We start from the raw sequence: 21606 nt of genomic DNA, 5'->3' as shown, positions 1-21606 counted from the left end.
TCCGGCACAATTATGAGTCCACGTCCTAGCATGGTGACGGCCATGCCCCAAGACCGGGAACGGCCGTGCGGAGCTTTCCGCGCTTCCACGGGTTCGCCTTGCAAAGCCGGGCGCGACTTGTATAGTCCGCGCGACTTTTGGTTCAGTTGCCGGTGACTTGCCGTGCCTGCGCTCGGACGCAGGGGCAGGGCCGGCCAGGGAGACACATATGCTGATTTCGCCCGCCTACGCACAGGGTGCCGGGGGTTCGACCCCCGACCTTTTGATGTCGATCCTTCCGTTCGTGCTGATCTTCGTGATCATGTACTTCCTCATCATCCGCCCGCAGCGCCAGCGGATGAAGCAGCACCAGGAACTGGTCGCCAACCTGCGCCGTGGCGATACGGTGGTGACCGCCGGCGGTCTCATCGGCAAGGTCTCGAAGGTCGTCGACGAAAGCGAAGTCCAGCTCGAGCTGGCCGAAGGCCTCAAGGTTCGCGCCGTGCGCAGCATGATCACGGAAGTGCGGTCCAAGTCCGAACCGGTCAAGGACAACGGCTGACACCGGCCTTGATGCCATTTTTTCCCGGCGCGGCCTGACGGGTCGCGCCGACGGCACAGCAGAAACGGCAACGCCATGCTCTATTTCGCGCGCTGGAAGATCGTCCTGATCGTCCTCGTCATTCTCGTCGGGGCGATCACGACCCTCCCGAACTTCCTGTCTCCCGCGGCCCTGAGGGCCATGCCCGACTGGCTTCCCAAGAGCCGGATCGTGCTGGGGCTCGACCTGCAGGGCGGTGCCTATCTGCTTTATGAAGTCGACCGGACCGACTACATCCAGAAGCGGCTGAAGACGCTGGAAGGCGACATTCGCCAGACCCTGCGCGAGGAGCCGCGCATCGGCTATACGGGTCTTGGCGTGCAGGGCAACGGCACGCAGGTGCGCATCCGCGACCTGACGCGCCTCGACGAGGCGCGCACGCGTCTGTCCGGACTCACCAACCCGCTCGTCACCAACGTGTTCGGCGGCCAGGCTGTCGACGAGTTCGAGATGACCGTGGCCGACGACGGTCTCGTGCGCTTCTCCTATACCGAACAAGGCCTGGCACAGCGCATCAGCTCCATCGTGCAGCAGTCCATCGAGGTGATTCGACTGCGCCTCGACGAATTCGGAACCACCGAGCCCAGCATCCAGCGCCAGGGCGAGGACCGCATCCTTGTCGAGGCTCCGGGCGAGGGCGATCCGCAGCGGCTCAAGGAACTCGTCGGCCAGACCGCCCAGCTCACTTTCCACATGGTCGACCAGTCCATGTCGGCCGAACAGGCGATGCAGTCCCGTCCGCCGGTCGGGACGGTCGTGATGTATTCGGCCGAGGATCCGCCATTCCCCTACCTGCTCGAGGAAGCACCGCTCCTGTCGGGCGAGGACCTGATCGATGCGCAGGTCGCCTTCGACCAGCAGTCCAACGAGCCGGTGGTCAACTTCCGCTTCAACACGTCGGGCGCACGCACCTTCTCGGTCGTCACCCAGCGCAATGTCGGACGTCCCTTCGCCATCGTCCTCGACCAGGAAGTGATTTCCGCGCCGGTCATCCGCGAGCCGATCACCGGCGGCTCCGGGCAGATTTCCGGCAGCTTCACTGTCGAAAGCGCCAATGACCTTGCCGTTCTGCTGCGCGCCGGCGCGCTGCCGGCCAAGCTGACGGTCGTCGAGGAACGCTCGATCGGCCCGGGTCTGGGACAGGATTCGGTCGATGCCGGCCGCATCGCCTCGATCATCGGCGCGGGGCTGGTCGTTGTCTTCATGGTGATGGCCTACGGGCGCTTCGGCATCATCGCCGATCTGGCGCTGGCCACCAACATCATCCTGATCTTCGGCGCGCTCACCTTCCTGCAGGCGACGCTGACCCTGCCGGGCATTGCCGGCATCGTGCTGACCATCGGCATGGCGGTCGATGCCAACGTGCTCATCTTCGAGCGCATCCGCGAGGAGGCGAGGGCAGGGCGCTCCGCCATCAGCGCCATCGATGCCGGTTATTCGCGCGCGCTCGGCACCATCCTTGATGCCAACATCACGACGCTGATCGCCGCGCTGATCCTGTTCCAGCTCGGTTCCGGTCCGATCCGGGGCTTTGCCGTGACGCTGGCGATCGGCATCTTCACCACGGTGTTCTCGGCCTTCACCGTTTCGCGTCTTCTGGTGGCCCTGTGGGTGCGCTGGAAGCGCCCCAGCCACCTGCCGATCTGACCTCCGGGGACCCGTACCATGCTATTGAGAATGATCCCGGACAACACGCGCATCCGCTTCATGTGGCTGCGCAGCGTTTCCTTCCCGCTGTCGGCGGTGATGTTCCTCGCGTCCATCGCGCTGTTCTTTTCCGTCGGGCTGAATTTCGGCATCGACTTCAAGGGCGGCACGGTCTTCGAGATGAAGACGATGGAATCGCCGGCGGACATTTCCGCGATCCGCACGCAACTCGGCACGCTCAACCTGGGCGACGTGCAGGTGCAGCAGTTCGGCGGCGACGACGAGGTGCTGGTGCGCGTGCAGCAGCCGGAAGGCGGCGAGCTTGCCCAGCAGGCGGTGGTCTCGCAGGTGCGCGAGATGTTCGGCGAGAGCGTCGAGTTCCGCCGTGTCGAGGTGGTCGGCCCGCGCGTCTCCGGCGAACTTGCCCAGGCCGGCATGATCGCCGTCATCGCCTCGCTGGTGGTGATCCTGTTCTACATCTGGTTCCGTTTCGAATGGCACTTCGCCGTCGGGGCGATCCTGACGACGATCAATGACATCGTCGTCACCGTCGGCCTGTTCGTCGTCCTGCAGCTCGAGTTCTCGCTGTCGAGCATCGCCGCGATCCTGACGATCATCGGCTATTCGCTGAACGATACGGTCGTCGTGTATGACCGGATCCGCGAGAACCTGCGGCGCTACAAGAAGATGGCGCTGCCGGAACTGCTCGACCGCTCGATCAACGAGATGCTGTCGCGCACCGTGATGACCTCGGTGACGACGCTGCTGGCGCTGATCGCGCTCTACGCGTTTGGCGGCGAGGTGATCCGCTCGTTCACGCTGGCGATGATTTTCGGCGTGGTCATCGGCACCTATTCGTCGATCTTCCTTGCCGCGCCGTTCCTCATCCTCCTCAAGCTGCGCCCGTCGAGCGTCACCGGCGGTGACGGCGGGGCGGATGCCGACAAGGCGGACGAGGGCTCTTCCGGCTCCGCCGCCTCCGCCTGAGCGGGCGCACGTGATGGCAGGACGCGGACAGGGCATTGTCATCCGGGATGCTCATTTCCCCGGGCGCGCACCGATCGAGGCCTATGGCGATGGCGGCTTCCGGTTCGCCGGAATGTCGCATCGCGGCTCGATCCTGTGCGTGCCGAGCGGCATCTACGGGTTCCAGGCGACGTCCGCGTCGGAACTGGACGTCGCCGCGCTTGAGAAAGTGTTCGAGGAAGCGGCCGATATCGAGGTGTTGCTGGTCGGGACCGGCACGGATCTCGTGCCCCTGCAGCGGGAGCTGCGCGAGGCCGCCCGCGCCGCCGCCATCATGGCCGATCCGATGTCGACCGGTGCGGCCGTGCGCACCTACAATGTGCTCCTGTCCGAGGACCGGGCCGTCGCCGCCGTCCTGCTGGCGGTTTGATGATGCAAGCACCGGTGCACGACTGCTCTCCACTTTTCCCGTCGCTGCGCTAGGTGTCGTTCGATGACAGCCGATGACACGGCGGGGGGCGATCACTGCCTCGCGCTCGTCCGACAACATGATTTCGACCGTTACCTCTCCCTGCTCCATGCGGGAGAGCCCGCGCGTTCGGCCCTTGCCGCGCTCTATGCGTTCAACATGGAGATTGCACGGGCGCGGGAGACCGTCTCCGATCCTATGCCGGGCGAAATCCGCTTCCAGTGGTGGCGCGATGCGCTTGACGCACCGCCCGGCTCCGATGTCGACCAGCATCCGGTCGCCGGCAGGATACGGGCGGTGATCGCGGCCTACGGGCTGCCGCTTTCCGCGTTTCACGACCTGATCGATGCCCGGGTCTTCGATCTCTATGACGATCCGATGCCCAGTCTCGGGGATCTGGAGGGCTATGCCGGGGAGACCTCTTCGGCGCTGATCCAGCTGGCGGCGATCATCCTGGCCGGCGGCAAGGATCCGGGAACCGGGACGGTTGCCGGCCATGCCGGCGTTGCCTATGCGATCACCGGCCTGCTGCGGGCCCTGCCGTGGCATGCCCGCCGGCGGCAGCTCTACCTGCCTGCCGACCTGCTCGATGCGCACGGGGTCGATCCGGAAGACATCTTCGCGGCAAAGTGCACTCCTCAACTGAAAGAGGCGGTCGCGACGCTTGCCGGCATCGCGCGCGGGCATCTTGCGCAGACGCGCGCCGGAATCGACTGCGTCTCCCGCGAGATCGTGCCGGCCTTCCTGCCGGTGTGCCTTGTCGAGCCGCTGCTTGCGCGGATCGAGCGGCCGGGCTTCGATCCCCTGAGCGACCGGGCGGAGTTGTCCGCCCTGCGGCGCAACTGGATCCTCTGGCGGTCATCGCGGAAGGCGGCCCGCAGGACGTCACAAACTTAACGGGCGTTTCAAGTTTACCCTCTATGGCTTCCGGACAGCGTAACGGATGATCCGGAAGGGGCAGGCATGTTTTTCTCAACTTATCGGGCAGCCAGGCGATACGGACGCGTCCTCGGCGTTGCCGGGTGCCTCGCGATTGCTGCGCTAAGTGGCTTCTCCGGATCCTTGACCGTTCCGGCCGCGGCCCAGTCCGCCGTTGGCGGGCTCGTCCAGCCAAGCGTCCTGCGCGGTGGCATGGCGGACAGATCGAAGCAGGTGGAAGAGGACATCCGCAGCCGGGTGCCCGACTTGCAGCGGCTTTTCCGGGAATACCCGATTGCTCCCCCCGACACGTCCAGCCCGCGGGCCTCCCTGGAAAGCTTCCTGGTTCTCCTGTTCGAGGCGAACCGGATCTGGCGGGGCGTTCGCGACGAATATCAGGACAGCGGCAATGTTTTCCTCAGCGCCGACCAGGAACGCCGCCTCGACGTGGTGCGGTTGCTGATTGCCAAGGCCCGGCAGGTCTTCGATCTCGACGACATTCCGCAGACAGCGCGCGATGGCGCGGGCACCGAGATCGTGCTGCAGTTCCAGGAAATCCTGGACCGGATCTACATGCCCGACCTCGACTCGGTGCCGGGTCAGGAGGCGGGCGCCTTCATTCATGCCCGGGAAGCCGCCGACCTGCCCGACCGCTGGACGATCCCCGGCACGAGCATCGTTTTCGCGCGGGTGGGCAAGGACAGGGGCGAAGTCCGTTATCTTGTCTCCAAGGAGACGGTCTCCCGCATCCCCGATGACTACGAGGCCGTCAAGCTCTTCCCCTCGCGTTCGGATACCGGCGAGGACCTTTACGCCTATTACATCTACACACCGGGCAACCTTGTCGCCCCGCGCTGGTACGACCTGGTTCTTGCCGGGCCGGACTGGTTGCGCAAGGAGTTCAAAAACCAGGCCGTCTGGCAGTGGATCTCGCTGGGCCTGCTCTCCGTCCTGGCCTTCTGCCTGCCGATCGGCCTGCAGCGCTGGAACCGCTGGCGGGCCGTTCCCCTGTCGGATGTGCGGCGGCGGCTGAGGCGCATGCAGCAGCCGATCCTTCTGTTCTCGACGATCCTCGCCTTCCGCTATCTCGCCGATCATCAGGTCAACATCACCGGCGTGCCGATGATTGTCGTTGGAACCGTGTCGGAGGCGATCATGTGGGCCGGCATTGCCTGGCTTGCGTACCAGGCCGTCGATTTCCTCGCGAGCTGGGTCACCAAGAATCCGGCGGTTCCCACCGGAAGTCTCGATTCCAGCCTGCTCCTTTCGGCCTTCCGCCTTGCGGGGCTGGCGCTCGCGGTTGTCCTGCTGGGATACGGAGCCACCCGCATCGGCATTCCCGTCTATGGCGTGATCGCCGGTCTCGGCGTCGGCGGCCTGGCGGTGGCGCTTGCCGCCCAGCCGACGCTGGAAAACCTGATCGGCGGCGTGATCCTCTATGCCGACCGCATGGTGCGTGTTGGCGAGTATTGCGAGTTCGACGGACTGTCGGGAACCGTGGAGGCGATCGGCATCCGCTCGACGCGCATCCGCGCCCTCGACCGCACCATCATCACGGTGTCCAACTCGGATCTCGCCAAGCGCAAGATCGTCAATTTCAGCCGGCGCGACCGCTTCCTGCTTCGCCACATGATCGGCCTGCGCTACGAGACCGATCCGGGCGCGCTGCTGGCGATCATCACCGCCGTGCGGGAGTATCTTGTCGCGCACCCCAAGGTGGCGGACCAGGTGGCGCTGCGCGTGTCCTTTGTCGGCTACGGGGACTATTCGCTCGACCTGGAGCTCTTCACCTATATCGCGACCGCCGACCGCACGGAATTTCTTGCCGTGCAGGAACAGATCCTGCTTGAGATCGGCCGGATCGTGCGGGCGCACGGATCGGATTTCGCCTTCCCCTCAAGCATCACCTATCTCGGCCGGGACGACGGGCTTCCGGAAGCCGAGGAGGGCGACGGCAATGGCGAAACCGCTGCCACCAGCGGTCCTGCCGCCGCCCGGCCTGCGCCTGCCACCTGAGGCGGGACAGGCAGGGCCTGTTATTCCGCCGCGAGGGGATGCGGCGCCGAGGCGGAGATCCAGCCGGCGAAGTCGGCCCGTGCACGGCGCGTCATCGCCAGCTTCTTGGCCTTGGTCTTGTCCTTGCCTTTCAGCCGCTTGCCCTCGTCGTCGACCTTCGGCGCCTCGACCGGCGGGAACAGTCCGAAGTTCACGTTCATCGGCTGGAACGAGCGCGGGCCCGGCTCGTCGCGCAGGATGTGACCGCCGGTGATGTGGCCGAGCAGCGCGCCCATGGCGGTCGTCGCCGGTGGCGGCGGGCAGGGCAGGCCGAGACGCTCTGCGGCAGCGAAGAGGCCGGCCATGCAGCCGACGCTTGCCGATTCCACATAGCCCTCGCAGCCGGTGATCTGGCCGGCGAAACGCAGCGCCGGACGCGCCTTCAGGCGCAGCGTCCCGTCGAGCAGTTTCGGCGAATTCAGGAACGTGTTGCGGTGCAGACCGCCGAGGCGGGCGAAGACAGCCTCCTCAAGCCCGGGGATCATGCGGAACACTTCGAGCTGGCCGCCATGCTTCAGCTTGGTCTGGAAACCGACCATGTTGTAGAGCGTGCCGAGCGCGTTGTCCTGGCGCAGCTGCACGACCGCATAGGGCTTTTCCGTCGGCTTGTGCGCGTTGGTCAGGCCCATCGGCTTCATCGGTCCGTGGCGCAGGGTCTCGCGGCCGCGCTCGGCCATCACCTCGATCGGCAGGCAGCCGTCGAAATAGGGGGTGTTCTCCTCCCATTCCTTGAACTCGGCCTTGGGCGCGGCGATCAGCGCGTCGATGAAGGCGTCGTACTGGGCCTTGTCCATCGGGCAGTTGATATAGTCCTTGCCGGTGCCTCCCGGTCCGACCTTGTCGTAGCGCGACTGGAACCAGCAGGTGTCGAGGTCGACGCTGTCGAAATGCAGGATCGGCGCGATGGCGTCGAAGAAGGCAAGCGCGTCCTCGCCGGTTGCCGACAGGATGGCTTCCGACAGGGCGGGGGAGGTCAGCGGACCGGTCGCGACGATGACGCTGTCCCAGTCCTCCGGCGGCAGGGCGGTCAGTTCGCCGCGCTCGACGGTGATGAGGGGGTGAGATTCCAGCGCCCGGGTCACCGCCGCGGCGAATCCCTCGCGGTCGACGGCAAGCGCGCCGCCGGCCGGCACCTGGTGGGCATCGGCGCTGGCCATGATCAGCGATCCGGCCGCGCGCAGCTCCGCGTGCAGCAGGCCGACGGCGTTGTAGTCCGCATCGTCCGAGCGGAACGAGTTGGAGCACACCAGCTCGGCCAGGTCCTGGGTCTTGTGCGCATCGGTCGCGCGGGTCGGGCGCATCTCGTGAAGGATCACGGGAACGCCGCGCCGGGCGAGTTGCCAGGCCGCCTCGGATCCGGCCAGACCGCCGCCGACAACATGAACTGGCTGCATGAACGATGTCCTTCGCATTGTTGACGTCCGGCGGATCGGCCGGCACCTCGGTCACTTTGCCGGTGACTTAGCGCGTCCCCTTCCATCAGGCAATCGGAGGGGCGATAAGAAGGCAGGACACGCTGGGGGAACAGCCATGATTCGATACGGGGCCGCCGGGGCCGTTGTCAGGCGCGCGGCGGGGCTCGCCGGGGCGCTTGCCTGCGCGGCACTGGTCGCGGGCTGCGCCGGGCAGTCGGCGGGATCCGCGCGGGCCTGGTACGGCGCACATGACGGCGTCGCGCCGAAGCAGCAGCGGATCTATGTCTGCCACGCGTTCGGATGTGCCCGGAAGACGCCCGTCGACCTGTCGGGGCGCCAGCTTGCGCGGCTGAAGTCGATCCTTGCCAGGGGCCGTGCCTCGCCGGAGGCCGAGCGGCGCGCGATCGCGGAGGCCGTCGCCTGGTCGGAACGCACCATCGGTCCGATCGTCGGCTCGGACAGGGATGTCGGCGGCTACGATCTGCACAATGCCGGCGTGCCCGGTCAGATGGACTGTATCGACGAGGCGACCAACACCACGAGCGTCCTGCTGGTCGTGGCGGGGAAAGGCTATCTCCGGCATCACAGCGTGTCCGGACCGGTGGCGCGTGGCTTCTTTCTCGACGGGCGGTATCCCCATGCCACCGCTGTCATCCGGGATACGGCGAGCGGGACATCCTACGCGGTCGATTCATGGCCGGACGCCAACGGCAAGCTGCCGACCGTCATGTCGCTGGAGCGCTGGTTCGCGGAGCGCGGCTAGGGTCAGGGCCCTGGATACTGGCCCCAAGTCTGGACCTCAAGTCTTGGCCCGGATACTGGCCCCGGCGTGGGTCCATGACCGCGTCGGAAACGCGCCCAACGGGCAATGACAAACCGGGAGACAACCGGCGGCGACGAACCCTGCGTGGAAAGTAGTTTGCGTCACGCACTTTCGGTTTTTCATAACCGAAGATGTGGTGCCGGCGGGCTATCCCAAGCAACGGGTCAAATAAAACGCGAGCCTGAAAAGAAAAAGCAAGGCACAAGGCCTTGCTTTTTAGGTTTCGCGTATCGCACCTTCATGCGCCAAAGGCAAATATAAATCTGTTCGGCGGGCAGCGATCTATAAAGACGCGCCAGAAGGCTCTTCCTCCCAAGACTCAGACCGCGATGTCTGTTTATTTGGCTGAGTAAGCCTTGCGACTTCTTGCCTTGTTATGAGGAGGGACAATAGCGCATCGTTATCCGCCTGTCACCATTTTGTGCAGAAGAAGCCCATTTTTTTTGCTGGGCAGGTCTTGAAGTCCCGGGTGGCCGGAAGCAGGGGCTGTTTTCGTCTCGCCGGCGGGCCTATCGGCACGGCGGGGCTTGTGTTTTGGCGGCGCATGCGGTTTCACTGCCGAAACTTCGGGCGCCGCTTCCGGTGCCGTTCCCTCGCATACAAGAGCCCGAGATCCAGTCGATGCGTCTTTCCCGTTATTTTCTTCCGATCCTGAAGGAAACACCCAAGGAGGCGGAGATCGTCTCGCATCGCCTGATGCTGCGGGCCGGCCTGATCCGGCAGGAGGCCGCCGGTATCTATGCCTGGCTGCCGATGGGGCTGCGGGTGCTGCGCAAGATCGAGCAGATCGTGCGCGAGGAGCAGAACCGGGCGGGCGCACACGAACTGCTGATGCCGACCATCCAGCCGGCCGACCTGTGGCGCGAAAGCGGCCGCTATGACGCCTACGGCAAGGAGATGCTGCGTATTCAGGACCGCCACGAGCGCGACATGCTGTTCGGCCCGACCAACGAGGAGATGATCACCGACATCTTCCGTGCCTCGGTCAGGAGCTATCGCGACCTGCCGCTGAACATGTACCACATCCAGTGGAAGTTCCGTGACGAGGTGCGCCCGCGATTCGGCATCATGCGCGGCCGCGAGTTCCTGATGAAGGACGCCTATTCCTTCGACCTGGACAAGGAAGGCGCGCGCCATTCGTACAACCGCATGTTCGTCGCCTATCTGCGGACCTTCGACCGGATGGGGCTGCAGGCCATCCCGATGCGCGCCGACACCGGCCCGATCGGCGGCGACATGAGCCACGAATTCATCATTCTCGCTTCCACCGGCGAGAGCGAGGTGTTCTGCGACAAGGCAATCCTCGATCTGCCGATCCCGGGCCAGGAAACGGACTTCGATGCCGACCTGACGCCGGTCATCGATGCGTGGACCGCTCCTTACGCCGCGACCGACGAGATGCATGACGAGGCCGCCTATGCCGCGGTCGCCGAGGATGATCGCATGTCGGCGCGCGGCATCGAGGTCGGCCACATCTTCTATTTCGGCACCAAGTATTCCGAGCCGATGGGCGCGAAGGTCACCGGTCCCGACGGCGTCGACGTGCCCGTCCACATGGGCTCCTACGGGGTCGGCGTGTCGCGCCTGCTGGGCGCCATCATCGAGGCGCATCACGACGATGACGGGATCATCTGGCCGGCATCGGTCGCGCCGTTCCATGTCGGGCTGGTCAATCTCAAGCCGGGCGACGAGGCAGCGGACGCGGCTTGCGACGATCTGGAGCGGCAGCTGGAGGCGGCCGGGATCGAGGTGCTTGTGGATGACGTCGACACGCGGGCAGGTGCGAAGTTCGCCACCATGGACCTCATCGGCCTGCCGTGGCAGCTTATCGTCGGTCCGCGCGGCCTGAAGGATGGCGTGGTGGAGCTGAAGAATCGCGCCAGCGGCGAGCGGGTCACCATTTCGCCGCAAGAGGCGGTCAATCGACTGGTCGACGAACTCGTCGGCTGACCCTTCAGGGCTGACGGTACGGTTCCGGTGGTCGCCGTATCGTTCCGACTGTGCCCGGGCAGATGCCGGACGCCGGGAGGCACCATCGAATACCTGTTTCCGGTGGCGGGTTTGAATTCGCTCCATCCGGGCCGGCAGGGCCCGGGTCCGGCGATACGAGGCAGGTGGCACGGGGAACGGGAATGAAGGCAGCCGCAAAGGCGACGGCCAAACCGGCAAGATCGGGCGAGACACCGATGTTTGCCGGCTTCGAGTGGATGCTGGCCGGACGATACCTGAGGTCTCGCCGCAGGGAGGCGTTCATCTCGGTCATCGCCGGCTTCTCGTTTGTCGGCATCATGCTCGGCGTTGCGACGCTGATCATCGTGATGGCCGTCATGAACGGGTTCCGCGGCGAACTGCTTTCCAAGATCCTGGGCATCAACGGTCATCTCCTGATCCAGCCGATTGGCAGCGAGCTGGACGACTACGATGCCGTGGCGGCGCGAATCGAGAATCTCGAAGGCGTCACCTTCACCCTGCCGTTCGTCGAGGGGCAGGCACTGGTCTCGGGTCCCTCCGGCGCCTTCGGGGCGCTGGTGCGCGGTGTGCGCGAGACCGATCTCCGGCGGTTGCCGCTTGTGTCCGACACCGTCACCTCCGGCACGTTCGAGGACTTCGACAGCAGCACCGGGCTTGCCATCGGCACGCGCATGGCCCGCCAGCTCGGGGTTTCCGTCGGCGACACCATCACCCTGGTCAGCCCGCGCGGCAATGTTACCGCGCTCGGCGTGACGCCGCGGGTCAAGGGCTACCCGATCAAGGCGATCTTCGAGATCGGCATGTCGGAATATGACGGCACGATCGCCTTCATGCCGCTGTCCGAGGCGCAACTCTATTTCAACCAGGAAGGCATCGTCACCGGCATCGAGGTCTTTACCGAGGATCCGGACAGCGTCGGGCGGATGCGCGAACTCGTGGAGGAGGGGGCCGGTCGTCCGGCCTTCGTCAGCGACTGGCGCTCGCGCAACATGACGTTCTTCTCGGCGCTCGAGGTGGAGCGCAACGTGATGTTCCTGATCCTGACGCTGATCGTGCTGGTGGCCGCGCTCAACATCATTTCCGGCATGACCATGCTGGTGAAGGACAAGGGGCGGGATATCGCCATCCTGCGCACGATGGGCGCCACGCGCGGCGCGGTGATGCGCATTTTCGTCATCACCGGGGCAAGCATCGGCATTGTCGGCACGCTCGCCGGTTTCGTGCTCGGCCTTGTCGTCTGTCTCAATGTGGAGAGCATCCGCCAGGGCATTTCCTGGCTGACCAGCACCGAGCTGTTCTCGCCCGAACTCTATTTCCTCAGCCGGCTGCCCGCCGACATGGACACGGGCGAGACCATGACGGTCGTGATCATGGCAATGGTGCTGTCCCTGCTGGCCACCCTCTATCCGGCCTGGCGCGCGGCACGGCTCGATCCCGTCGAGGCGCTCAGGTACGAATGACGATGACGATGGACCAGGACGACATCGAGGGCATGGGCGGACTGCCGCTGGTGCTTGCCGGAATCAACCGGAGCTTCCGGGAAGGCGAGGGCAGGCTCGACATCCTGCGCGACGCCAATCTGGCCCTGCATCCGGGGGAACTGGTCGCGCTGGTGGCGCCGTCTGGCGCGGGCAAGTCGACGCTGCTTCACATCGCCGGCTTGCTGGAGCGCCCGGACAGCGGCGAGATCTATATCGGCGGGCGCGCCTGCGGCACCATGGACGATGCCGACCGCACCCGCATTCGCCGCACCGAAGTCGGTTTCGTCTACCAGTTCCACCATCTGCTGCCGGAATTCACGGCGCTCGAGAACCTGATGATGCCGCAGCTCATTCGCGGGCTCGACAAGCGCGAGGCGAAGGAGCGGGCGCGCCAGTTGCTGGACTATATGCGGCTCGGCCAGCGCGCGGATCACCGGCCGGCCGAACTGTCCGGCGGCGAGCAGCAGCGTGTCGCCATCGCCCGGGCCGTTGCCAACGCACCGCGCGTGCTGCTGGCCGACGAGCCGACCGGCAATCTCGATCCGGTCACCTCCGCCTATGTGTTCGATGCGCTTGTCGCGCTGGTGCGGGCCTCGGGGCTGGCCGCCCTGATCGCCACCCACAACATGGAGCTCGCCGGCAAGATGGACCGGCGGATCACGCTCAAGGATCAGCAGATCGTCGAGCTCTGACGGCGGGCTGTTCCGGCTTTCGGGCGGCCCCGATCTTCCTGCCTGCGATGCCGGTGCGACATCTCCCGGATGACAGCCGGGCCGACCGTGCCTGCCGGTGCGTGCATGGCGCCTGGAACAGGGCCCGGGAAGCGGGCCCCGACTAGCGGAGCCTGAACGGACTGGGCCCGGCTTCCGCATTTCCTTCCCTCACATGAACGATCATCACCTCGCCGGCCCACGGGATGCGGCCACGGCGTGCGCGCGCCCGTTGCAGGTCCGTGCCCGCGTTTGGCTCCGTGACCGGATCCCCACGCGCACCGGCTGGCGGTCCGTCTGGCCGCCGGAACCTGCCCGCCCGTCCGCCGAACCATCCGCCGGCCGGAATCCGCCGGTTTAACCTTCCGATAACCATGGACGCATGCGCCATTGAGGCAGGGTTGCAAAAAGAACAAAACATGAACATACTACGGAAATCGAGAGTTTGGAACGCGGGAGGGCACCATGTTCAACGACATTCGGGAAACGTTCCAGGACCTGATGGCGCTCGGCGCCCTGATGCTGTTCGGGGTGACGATGCTGCTGTGGAGCGATGCCTTGGCGGAGCTCTTCCTGGCCTGAGCGCGGCCGGTCCGCGCGCGTACGGCCGTCCTTGCCTGGGGACGGCCCTGCGGCAACTGGGGATGTTTCGCGGCCCGGCCTCGACATCGGCCGGGCGAGACCCGACACTGACCGCCTGGCATCCGGCCGCCTGGCATCTGGCCACCTGACAACCGGCCACCTGACATCCGGATGCCATCACGCGCGCATCGCCTTGCCGGCATGCGGGTGCTCCGGCCATGCGGCTGTGCGGGCGCCTGCAACGTCGGGGGCGGGCGGGCCGAGCCACGCGGTGGTGCAGGTACATGAACGGTCCGGGTTTCATTCATCTCAGGGTTCACTCCGGCTATTCCCTGCTTGAAGGCGCCCTGCCGATCGCCAGGCTGATCGATCTGGTCAAGGCCGACGAGCAGCCGGCGATCGCGATCACGGACACCTCCAACCTGTTCGGCGCGCTGGAATTCTCCGAGAAGGCCTGGGGGGCGGGCATCCAGCCCATTCCGGGCGTGCAGATCGCGGTCGATTTCGGCGATGGCGGGATCAAGCGCGGGCGCGCGACCGAGCATCTCAGCGATGTCGTGCTGCTTGCCGCCGACGCCGAGGGCTATGCCAACCTGATGGACGTGGTCAGCCGCGCCTATCTCGACACCGACCCCTCGATGCGCGCCCATGTGCCGCTGTCGCGCATCCTGGAAAAGTCGGCCGGCGTGATCCTGTTGACCGGCGGTGTCGGCGGGCCGGTCGGCCAGGCGATCTGCGCAGGCGAGGAGGCCCGCGCGCGGTCGCGTCTGGAGGCGTTGGCCGCCGTGTTCGGCGACCGGCTCTATGTGGAAATACAGCGCCACGGCATGCCGGAGGAGATCGCGAGCGAGCCCGCGACGCTGGCGCTTGCCTACGATCTCGGCCTGCCGCTGGTCGCCACCAACGAACCGTTCTTCGCCAGCCGCGACGATTACGAGGCGCATGACGCGCTGATCGCGATCGCCGAAGGGCGGGTGATCGCCGAGGACGACCGCCGCCGGCTCACCCCGGACCATTGCTTCAAGACCCGGGCCGAGATGCTGGAGCTGTTCTCCGATCTGCCCGAGGCAACCGCCAACACGGTCGAGATCGCCCTGCGCTGCCATGCAAGGCCGTTGAAGCGGGCGCCGATCCTGCCGCAATTCGCCGGCGCGTCGGCGGATCCGGATGCCGCTTTCACGGCCGAGGTCGAGGAATTGCGACGCCAGTCGCGCGAGGGCCTGGCGGCGCGTCTTGCGGCGCACGGGCTGGCGCCGGGCGTTGCGGAGGAGGACTACTGGAGCCGGCTCGACTACGAGCTTGGCGTCATCGAGGGAATGCGCTTTCCCGGCTACTTCCTGATCGTTGCCGACTTCATCAAATGGGCCAAGGCGCAGGACATTCCGGTGGGGCCGGGGCGTGGCTCGGGTGCGGGCTCGCTGGTTGCCTGGTCGTTGACCATTACCGACCTTGATCCAATGCGTTATGCGCTTCTGTTCGAGCGGTTTCTCAATCCCGAGCGCGTGTCGATGCCGGATTTCGACATCGACTTCTGCCAGAACCGCCGCGAGGAGGTGATCCGCTACGTCCAGGGCAAGTACGGACGCGAGCAGGTCGCCCAGATCATCACCTTCGGAACCCTGCAGGCCCGCGCCGTGCTGCGCGATGTGGGCCGCGTGCTGCAGATGCCCTACGGCCAGGTCGACCGGCTGTCGAAGATGGTGCCGGCCGCGCCCGGCCAGCAGGTGACGCTGGAGCAGGCGATCCGCGACGAGCCGCGCCTGCAGGAGGCGCAGCGCGAGGAGGAGAACGTCGCCCGCCTTCTGGCAATGGCGCAAAAGCTCGAGGGGCTTTACCGGCACGCCTCGACCCATGCCGCCGGCGTCGTCATCGGCGACAGGCCGCTGGAGCAGCTGGTTCCGCTCTACCGCGATCCGCGCTCCGACATGCCGGTCGCCCAGTTCAACATGAAATGGGTGGAGCAGGCGGGGCTGGTGAAGTTCGACTTCCTCGGCCTGAAGACGCTGACGGTGATCGATGTCGCGGTGAAGCTGATCGCCGACAAGGGCATCGCCGTCGACATGGCCTCGCTGCCGATGGACGATCCGGCGACCTACCGCCTGCTTGCCGCCGGCGAGACGGTCGGCGTGTTCCAGCTGGAAAGCCAGGGCATGCGCCGCGCCATCGCCGGCATGAAGCCGGACCGGTTCGAGGACATCATCGCGCTGGTGGCGCTGTACCGTCCCGGCCCGATGGACAACATTCCCGTCTACAACGCCGTCAAGCACGGCGAGCAGGAGCCGGACTACCTGCATCCCTTGCTGGAACCGATCCTGAAGGAGACGAACGGCATCATCGTCTACCAGGAGCAGGTGATGCAGATCGCCCAGGTTCTGTCGGGCTACTCGCTCGGCGAAGCCGACCTGCTGCGCCGCGCCATGGGCAAGAAGATCGCGGCGGAAATGGAGGTCCAGCGGGCCCGTTTCGTCAACGGCGCGGTCGAGCGCGGCGTCGACAAGGGGCAGGCCGGCACGATCTTCGACCTGGTGGCGAAATTCGCCAATTACGGTTTCAACAAGTCCCATGCCGCCGCCTATGCGCTGGTCTCCTACCAGACGGCCTGGCTGAAGGCGAACCACCCGGTCGAGTTCATGGCCGCGTCGATGACGCTGGATCTGGGCAACACCGACAAGCTCAGCGACTTCTGCGTCGAGGCGCGGCGGATGCGGATCGAGGTGCTGCCCCCGTCCGTCAACCGCTCGGGCGTCCAGTTCAGCGTCGAGGGCGAGAAGATCCGCTATGCCATGGGCGCCATCAAGGGCGTCGGCGAGGGCGCGGTCGAGCATGTCATCGCCATGCGCAAGGACCGGCCGTTCTCGTCGATCGGCGATTTCGCCGGCCGCATCAGCGCCCGGCAACTCAACAAGCGGACGCTGGAAAGCCTCATCAACGCGGGCGCCTTTGACGCGCTGGAGGCCAACCGGGCGCGGCTGGTTGCCGGCATCGACCGGATCGTCGGCGTCGCGCAGCGGACGGACGAGGAAAAGCAGAGCGGCCAGAACGACATGTTCGGCGGCGGCGAGGAGGGCGAGACGGTCCACCTGCCGGATACCGCGCCCTGGCTGCCGGACGACCAGCTGCAGCGCGAGCAGGCGGCGATCGGCTTCTATCTCTCCGCCCATCCCCTCGACAGCTACCGCCCGCTGCTGGAGCGGATGCGGGTGCAGATGTGGAGCGATTTCGCGCAGGCCGTGAAACAGGGGGCAACCGCCGGACGGCTCGCGGGAACGGTGCTGGGGCGGCAGGAGCGCAAGACGCGCTCGGGCAACCGGATGGGCATCGTCCGGCTGTCGGACCCGACCGGCCAGTACGAGGCGCTGCTGTTCTCCGAGAGCCTGCAGCAGTATCGCGACGCGGTCGAACCGGGCAAATCCGTGGTCCTTCTCGTTGGCGCCGACATGCGCGATGACGAACCGAGCCTCCGGATCCAGTCCGTCCGCCCGCTGGAGGAGGAAGCCTCCCGGGTGCAGAAGAGCCTGACGGTGTTCCTGCGGGACGAGCAGGCGGCGCGACGTCTTGCCCGCCACCTGGGAGACCGCGGCGATGGCGAGGTCAGCGTCGTCGTGCTGTGCGGGAGCGGCGAGCGGGAGGTGGAGGTGAAGCTTCCCGGCCGTTACCGGCTGACGCCGCAAATGGCGGGCGCCATGAAGACGATTCCCGGCGTCATCGAGGTGCAGCTGGCCTGAGGCGGGAAGGGGCGGCCGCGAGCCCTCCCGCCGGGCGGGTTCCAGACACCGCCGCGCCTCGCCGTTCGCCCCGCGCAGGCCCGTGCCCCTTCGCCATCGGCATCTTTCTGCGGCGGGCGCGGCAAAAGGCGGGACGGCGGGGCTTGTCTTGGCGGGCAACGCCCTTTATAACGCGCGCATTCCACACGCAGGGTCGGTTTTCGTCACGGACGGGGTCCATCCGGTGTCGGCGCATGAGCGCTGTCACACCCTGCGGAGGTACAACCGGAAAATCAAGGAGTTGCACGGCCATGGCCCTGCCCGATTTCACTATGCGTCAATTGCTGGAGGCCGGTGTTCACTTCGGTCACCAGAAGCACCGCTGGAACCCGAAGATGGGTCCCTACATTTTCGGCGTGCGCAACAACATCCACATTCTGGATCTGGCGCAGACCGTTCCGCTTCTGCACCAGGCGCTGAAGACCGTGTCCGACACGGTTGCCGCCGGTGGCCGCGTGCTGCTCGTCGGCACCAAGCGTCAGGCGCAGGAATCTGTTGCCGACAGCGCCCGCCGCTCGGCCCAGTACCATGTCAACGCCCGCTGGCTCGGCGGCATGCTGACCAACTGGAAGACCATCTCCCAGTCGATCCAGCGCCTGCGCAAGCTTGAGGAGACGCTCAGCAACCCGAGCGGCCTCACCAAGAAGGAGCGTCTGTTCATGGACCGCGAGCGCGAGAAGCTCGAGCGGAACCTGGGCGGCATCAAGGACATGGGCGGCCTGCCCGACCTGATCTTCGTGATCGACACGAATCGCGAGGCGATCGCGATCCAGGAAGCCAAGCGCCTTGGCATTCCGGTCGCGGCGATCGTCGACAGCAATTGCGATCCCGTCGGCATCGACTTCCCGGTCCCGGGCAATGACGACGCCGGCCGCGCGATCTCGCTCTATTGCGACCTGATCGCACGCGCCGCCATTGACGGCATCTCGCGTGCCCAGGGCGGCATGGGCGTCGATGTCGGCGCTGCCGAGGAGGCTCCGGTGGAGCCGGCTCTCGAAGCAGAGGCCGAAGTCGAGGCTGTGGCCGAGACCGCGGACGCTGGCGAGCAGCCGGCGGCGGAAACGGTCGCCGAGGAAGCTCCGGCCCAGGCCGGCTGACGGTGTAAGCGATGGCCGGCGGACCCTGTTTCGCCGGCTGCCGCCGTCACGGCGGCTCCTGTCATCAATCTTAAGCAAGGCCTCGGCTAAACGTGCCGGGGTAAACACCCGTCAACGAGGCGATCTATGAGCATTACCGCAGCTATGGTGAAAGAGCTCCGCGAGAAGACCGGCGTGGGCATGATGGACTGCAAGACAGCCCTCACCGAGAACAACGGCGACATGGAAGCGGCGATCGACTGGCTGCGGACCAAGGGTCTGGCGAAGGCGGCCAAGAAGGCCGACCGCGTCGCGGCCGAAGGTCTGGTCGGCGTTGCATCCGAGGGCACCAAGGCCGCCGTCGTGGAGCTGAACTCCGAAACCGATTTCGTCGCCCGCAACGAGGCCTTCCAGGCGCTGATCGCCGGCACCTCCAAGGCCGCTCTTGCCGTCGACGGCGATGTCGAGGCGCTTGCCTCCTCGACGTTCCCGGGCTCCTCCAAGACCGTGTCCGACACGATCAAGGACGCGATCGCGACCATCGGCGAGAACATGTCGCTGCGCCGTTCGGCAGCTCTCTCCGTTTCCAGCGGTGCGGTTGCCACCTATGTGCACAGCGCGATTGCCGACAACATGGGCAAGATCGGTGTGCTCGTGGCGCTCGAGTCGGAAGGCGATGCCGGCGAAGTGGCCGCGTTCGGCCGCAAGATCGCGATGCATGTCGCCGCGACCAACCCGCTGTCCCTCGGTGTCGAGGATCTCGATCCGGACGTCGTCGAGCGTGAGCGCCAGATCTTCTCCGAGCAGGCACGCGAGTCGGGCAAGCCGGAAAACATCATCGAGAAGATGGTCGAAGGCCGTCTGCGCAAGTTCTACGAGGAAGTGACGCTGACCAAGCAGGCCTTCGTCATCGACCCGGACAACACGGTCGAGCAGGCCGTCGAGGCGTTCGCCAAGACCCTCGGCAAGCCGGTGAAGCTCACGGGCTTCGTGCGCTATGCGCTCGGCGAAGGCATCGAAAAAGAAGAGACCGATTTCGCCGCGGAAGTCGCGGCGGCCGTCGGCAGCTAAGCCTATAACGGGGCGCCGGTCATTCCGGCGCCCTTCTTCTATGCGCAGCGCAAGCGGACGGGGTGTCCTGTCCGCTTGCGTTCGTGCGAGTGTCCAAGACAAACTGCTTCTCTGAAACGGCGAGAAAAATATGACGGGAAAACTTCGCTGGCGGCGCGTGCTCGTGAAACTGTCGGGTGAGGCGCTGATGGGATCGCAGGATTTCGGCATCGATCCGCAGACGGTGGACCGGGTCGCGAAGGAGATTGCCGAGGCCGTGTCCCTCGGTGCCCAGGTGGGTGTCGTCGTCGGCGGCGGCAACATCTTCCGCGGTGTCGCGATCGCGGCGAAGGGCGGCAACCGGGTCACCGGCGACCACATGGGCATGCTGGCCACGGTGATGAACTCTCTGACGCTGGCCGACGCGCTGCGCCGGCTCGGTGTGCCGGCCCGCGTGCTTTCGGCCGTGCCGGTGCCTTCGATCTGCGAGACCTTCACCCAGCGCAGCGCCGAGCGTTACATGGAGGACGGCGACGTGATCGTCTTCGCCGGCGGCACGGGCAATCCGTTCTTCACCACCGACAGCGGTGCCGCCCTGCGGGCCGCCGAAATGCGCTGCGATGCCTTCCTCAAGGGAACCAGTGTCGACGGCGTCTACTCGGACGATCCCAAGAAGGTGCCTGACGCGGAGCGTTACGATACGCTGACGCCGGGCGAGGTGCTCGGACGCGACCTGAAGGTGATGGACGCCACCGCCATCGCGCTGGCGCGCGACAATGCCATTCCGGTGATCGTCTTCTCGATTCGCACGCCCGGCGCGCTTGTCGATGTGATGAATGGCGCCGGCCGTTACACGGTGATCGCCGACTGACGCGATACCCGCCGGGCACGGGACTTCGGCCGGACCTGCGGCGCGGAGCTGCCGCCGACAGCGGTTTCCGGCATCCCCGTCCCCGCAAAAGAGGGCCGGGGGCCTTGCCTTTGCCGCCCGCGTCATGGAAATAAGACGCGAAGATTTCGATCGTTCCGGTCCTCCTGGACGGACGCTTCAACAAAAGAGGACAAGATGGCGGACCAGGATATCGATTTTGGCGATCTGGAACGGCGCATGAACGGCGCTCTCGGCGTTCTGAAGACCGATCTGGCGGGACTGCGCACCGGTCGTGCGTCGGCGAACATGCTCGACCCGGTTTCCGTCTCCGCCTACGGTTCGGAGATGCCGCTCAACCAGGTGGCGACCGTCAGCGTTCCCGAGCCGCGGATGATTTCGGTCCAGGTCTGGGACAAGTCGATGGTGTCCGCCGTGGAGCGCGCGATCCGCGAATCCAATCTCGGCCTCAACCCGGTCGTCGACGGCACCAACCTGCGGCTGCCGATTCCCGAACTCAACGAGGAACGCCGCAAGGACCTGATCAAGCTGGCGCACAAATATGCCGAGCAGTCGAAGGTCGCCGTGCGCCATGTGCGCCGCGATGGCATGGACACGCTGAAGAAGCTCGAGAAGGACGGCGACATCAGCGAGGACGACAGCCGCGTGCAGGCTGACCGGGTCCAGAAGATGACCGACGAGATGATCACGGAAATCGACGCCATGCTGGCGAAGAAAGAACAGGAAATCTCCCAGATCTGATCGCACAGTCGCGGTCCGGTCGGCGGATCAAGGAGTTCGGGATGACGGTCACGGCAGACCTTGGCGTTTCCGCGCAGGTTGACGCGGGGGAGCGTATCGGGGTGCCCAGACACGTGGCCGTGATCATGGACGGAAACGGCCGGTGGGCGATCGGGCGCGGGTTGCCGCGCACCGAGGGCCATCGGGCCGGCGTCGCGGCCTTGCGCAGGATCGTGAAGCACAGCGCCAAGCGCGGCGTCGAGATCCTGACGCTGTTCTCCTTCTCCTCGGAAAACTGGAACCGGCCGCCGGCCGAAGTCGGCTTCCTGATGGGACTGCTTGAGCGGTTCGTGCGCCGGGACCTTGCCGAGATCCACCGCCAGAACGTCCGCGTGACGATGATCGGCGAGCGCGAGGGACTTGATCCCTCGATCCTCGGCCTGATCGAGGAAGGCGAGGCGCTCACCCGCGAGAACACCGGCATGACGCT

General features: G+C 66.0%; 17 protein-coding genes. 16 read left to right on the top strand and 1 reads right to left on the bottom strand.

The features are described 5' to 3' along the window. The first annotated feature begins 208 nt into the window (after positions 1-208). From yajC to ACN0T5_RS06390, 6 genes are all read left to right on the top strand, one after another. Positions 209-541: a preprotein translocase subunit YajC gene (gene yajC / locus ACN0T5_RS06415; protein ID WP_306028890.1), complete on the top strand. Its 333-nt coding sequence runs from the start codon at positions 209-211 to the stop codon at positions 539-541. 75 nt (positions 542-616) lie between these two features. Beyond that, entirely contained in the window at positions 617-2227 is a 1611-nt protein-coding gene (gene secD / locus ACN0T5_RS06410) for a protein translocase subunit SecD (RefSeq protein ID WP_417767797.1), read from the top strand. Positions 2228-2245: 18 nt separating this feature from the next. Next, entirely contained in the window at positions 2246-3214 is a 969-nt protein-coding gene (gene secF / locus ACN0T5_RS06405; RefSeq protein WP_417767796.1) for a protein translocase subunit SecF, read from the top strand. 13 nt (positions 3215-3227) lie between these two features. Next, positions 3228-3623, top strand: a complete 396-nt coding sequence (locus ACN0T5_RS06400) for an Mth938-like domain-containing protein (RefSeq protein WP_417767795.1) — start codon at positions 3228-3230, stop codon at positions 3621-3623. Positions 3624-3686: 63 nt separating this feature from the next. Next, complete coding sequence (locus ACN0T5_RS06395; RefSeq protein ID WP_417767794.1) at positions 3687-4559, top strand: phytoene/squalene synthase family protein; 873 nt, start codon at positions 3687-3689, stop codon at positions 4557-4559. Positions 4560-4724: 165 nt separating this feature from the next. Further along, entirely contained in the window at positions 4725-6596 is a 1872-nt protein-coding gene (locus ACN0T5_RS06390; protein ID WP_417767793.1) for a mechanosensitive ion channel family protein, read from the top strand. Positions 6597-6616: 20 nt separating this feature from the next. Here the strand turns inward: ACN0T5_RS06390 and trmFO are convergent, their stop codons facing one another. Then, on the bottom strand, positions 6617-8029 hold the full coding sequence (gene trmFO, locus ACN0T5_RS06385) for a methylenetetrahydrofolate--tRNA-(uracil(54)-C(5))-methyltransferase (FADH(2)-oxidizing) TrmFO (RefSeq protein ID WP_417767792.1): 1413 nt from the start codon (positions 8027-8029) through the stop codon (positions 6617-6619). A gap of 136 nt (positions 8030-8165) precedes the next feature. On the opposite strand from trmFO, the gene ACN0T5_RS06380 reads away from it, so the two are divergent. The 10 genes from ACN0T5_RS06380 to uppS form a co-directional block, all read left to right on the top strand. Beyond that, positions 8166-8813, top strand: coding sequence for a hypothetical protein (locus tag ACN0T5_RS06380; RefSeq protein ID WP_417767791.1), 648 nt, complete (start codon positions 8166-8168; stop codon positions 8811-8813). Between the two features lie 681 nt (positions 8814-9494). Then, complete coding sequence (proS, locus tag ACN0T5_RS06375; protein WP_417767790.1) at positions 9495-10823, top strand: proline--tRNA ligase; 1329 nt, start codon at positions 9495-9497, stop codon at positions 10821-10823. Positions 10824-11005: 182 nt separating this feature from the next. After that, positions 11006-12304, top strand: coding sequence for a lipoprotein-releasing ABC transporter permease subunit (locus ACN0T5_RS06370; RefSeq protein ID WP_417767789.1), 1299 nt, complete (start codon positions 11006-11008; stop codon positions 12302-12304). Further along, positions 12301-13017 carry an ABC transporter ATP-binding protein gene (locus ACN0T5_RS06365; protein WP_417767788.1) on the top strand — a complete coding sequence of 239 codons (717 nt, stop codon included), beginning with the start codon at positions 12301-12303 and terminating at the stop codon, positions 13015-13017. Before ACN0T5_RS06370 ends, ACN0T5_RS06365 begins: the two co-directional genes overlap by 4 nt. Positions 13018-13901: 884 nt before the next feature. Continuing rightward, the gene (gene dnaE, locus ACN0T5_RS06360; RefSeq protein ID WP_417767787.1) at positions 13902-17342 is read left to right on the top strand and encodes a DNA polymerase III subunit alpha; all 3441 of its coding nucleotides are present in this window, start codon (positions 13902-13904) and stop codon (positions 17340-17342) included. 290 nt (positions 17343-17632) lie between these two features. Further along, positions 17633-18478: a 30S ribosomal protein S2 gene (rpsB, locus tag ACN0T5_RS06355; protein ID WP_417767786.1), complete on the top strand. Its 846-nt coding sequence runs from the start codon at positions 17633-17635 to the stop codon at positions 18476-18478. A 126-nt stretch (positions 18479-18604) separates the two neighbouring features. After that, on the top strand, positions 18605-19528 hold the full coding sequence (gene tsf, locus ACN0T5_RS06350) for a translation elongation factor Ts (protein WP_417767785.1): 924 nt from the start codon (positions 18605-18607) through the stop codon (positions 19526-19528). Positions 19529-19658: 130 nt separating this feature from the next. Next, complete coding sequence (gene pyrH, locus ACN0T5_RS06345; RefSeq protein ID WP_417767784.1) at positions 19659-20378, top strand: UMP kinase; 720 nt, start codon at positions 19659-19661, stop codon at positions 20376-20378. A gap of 195 nt (positions 20379-20573) precedes the next feature. Further along, a complete protein-coding gene (gene frr, locus ACN0T5_RS06340) occupies positions 20574-21137 on the top strand; it encodes a ribosome recycling factor (RefSeq protein WP_417767783.1) in 564 nt (187 codons plus the stop codon). A gap of 41 nt (positions 21138-21178) precedes the next feature. Next, positions 21179-21606 (top strand): polyprenyl diphosphate synthase (gene uppS, locus ACN0T5_RS06335; protein WP_417767782.1); only part of this gene is annotated, 428 nt, incomplete at its 3' end.

Origin of the sequence: Stappia sp. (genome assembly GCF_048261845.1) — a bacterium.
Taxonomy (GTDB): Bacteria; Pseudomonadota; Alphaproteobacteria; order Rhizobiales; family Stappiaceae; genus Stappia.
Note: the sequence above shows the minus strand (reverse complement) of the source record. Positions and strands in the feature narration are given on the sequence as shown.